This window comes from Flectobacillus sp. (assembly GCF_049240685.1).
GTDB lineage: Bacteria > Bacteroidota > Bacteroidia > Cytophagales > Spirosomataceae > Flectobacillus.
This window is the reverse complement of record NZ_JBMLSD010000488.1, coordinates 1-1,816: the sequence shown is the minus strand read 5'-3', so window position 1 is coordinate 1,816 and position 1,816 is coordinate 1. Positions and strand designations below refer to the sequence as shown.

Sequence of the window (1,816 nt, the reverse complement as noted above, 5' to 3'; positions counted from 1 at the left end):
AAATACATAGTAAACAGTTTTAAACTGTTAAAAATTGAGTCCAAGACTAAGTCTTGAACTAGAGAAACTAATTTTACCCAATAATCAAAAGATCGCCTCTCCACTATTCAATAAGTCACTGATAATAAAAATATTACACCCACAACTAGCACAGTACGAAGGATTTCGTGTTGTTCAGAAACATTCATTTTCTGAGCATTTTTGCGGTAGCAGCAACCCTTGCGGTTGCCATTCTGAATGTGGCAACTGCAAGAGTTGCCGCTACATCAATTTTACTTTAAAAACAAAACTTAATCCTTCGTACAGTACTGATTTGTCCTTGCCTAAAATAGGTTGCCCTGATTTTTAAACAAGTTAAAGTAATCAAAATTGTAAAATAGTTTGATTTGGGTTTGTGCTTTTTGAATAATCACATGTCCAAATGGGTAAATTAGGTTTGTTTTCATTGTTTAGTTCTTTGATGTACTGTTCAAACGCAAAAGGTGTTAGTCCTTTCAGGGCTGCGTGTGGTCTTTGATGGTTGTATGTGTGAACTGCTTTTTTAAGCTCAGTGGCTAATTCGTCAAAATTTGTAATATTTTTATAGATTAGATACTGATTTTTAATCGTGCCATTCACTCTTTCAACGTGCGCATTTTCATAGACCTCATTGCACATACTGATGCTGATTTCAGCTTCATTCAAAAGGCTGACATAGGCTTCGCTGATGTATTGACTACCTCTGTCAGAATGGTGAATGAGTTCATGCTTAAACTTCTTCTGTTTCCGAGTTTTCAACGCCATTTTTAAAGCAATGATATTGTTTTCTGCTCTCATATTATCCGCAAGGGAATATCCAACGATAAAACGAGAATAAACATCTAAGACAAAAACGATGTAATAGAACTTATCATTTACTTTAAAATAGGTAATATCACTCGTCCAGAGTTGGTTAATGTCTGTGAGGACTTTATCAACCAAAAGGTTTTTATAACGACTGTAAGGACTTGAAAAAGTAGTCCTACAGAGGTTTCTATAGGCTTTTACCCTAAAGCCATAATAGAGTCCAATACTGATAAAAGCATCTCGTCCGATTCCTTCTGGTTGATAATAATCATACATGGTTCTCAAACCCATAGCAGGATGAATCTCCCTAATTTGGAGAATCAAGCCCACATAAAGACTTTCCTTTACCTTCCATTCTTCGATTCTGCGGAGCATTTGATAATGTCCTTGTTTAGAAATACCACAAAGTGCATACAAGTGCTTCATTTGGTAAGAATGTTGAGTAATATTTTGGCGAAAATACTCTAAAGTGTCGGCTTGAAACTTTTTTTTAGGTCAATGTCGAGTTCCTTTGAGGCAATCTCAATAAGTTTAGACTGATAGTCTATCTCCATTTGTTTTTGTCGGGGATGCCTAATCCTAAAATTCGCTCAAGTTCAGCCACTTTTTTGAGTAACTCCTGAGTTTTAGCTTCTTCGGAATCTTGTTGTACAATCATCTTAGTACCTTTTTTGTGATGGGGAGAATATTGGTAAATCCAGCGATAAACGCTTGTGCTACTTACATCCCACAATTTACAAAATTCGATGATACTAATCCTTTTGTTGAGAATGTCTTCGACTTTTTCTCGTTTGAACGACTCACTGAAAATACGACTTTGACGAATCTCGTATTTTGTACTTTTTCCAGTTTTTGATTTTGAATTTGCCATTATTTGTTGCCTTTTGAAGGCAACCTATTTTAGGCAAGGACAATTCACAACTCACAATTCATCACTCAAAACTCATCACTCTGAATCGCTTCCTCTTGACTGAGAAGTACTTCGTAGGCA

Annotated in this window: 2 protein-coding genes; both read right to left on the bottom strand. The window is 35.8% G+C overall.

All coding sequences use genetic code 11. The annotated features are described in order from the left end of the window. Nucleotides 1–363: 363 nt before the first annotated feature. On the bottom strand, nt 364–1,272 hold the full coding sequence (locus ACOVQ4_RS22665; protein ID WP_421822863.1) for an IS3 family transposase: 909 nt from the start codon (nt 1,270–1,272) through the stop codon (nt 364–366). A 97-nt stretch (nt 1,273–1,369) separates the two neighbouring features. After that, entirely contained in the window at nt 1,370–1,696 is a 327-nt protein-coding gene (locus ACOVQ4_RS22660; RefSeq protein WP_421822862.1) for a transposase, read from the bottom strand. Between the last annotated feature and the right edge of the window lie 120 nt (nt 1,697–1,816).

What these genes read in the sequence shown, in the direction of transcription:
- ACOVQ4_RS22660 (WP_421822862.1), bottom strand. Translation starts at nt 1,696, where the DNA reads ATGGCAAATTCAAAATCAAAAACTGGAAAAAGTACAAAATACGAGATT.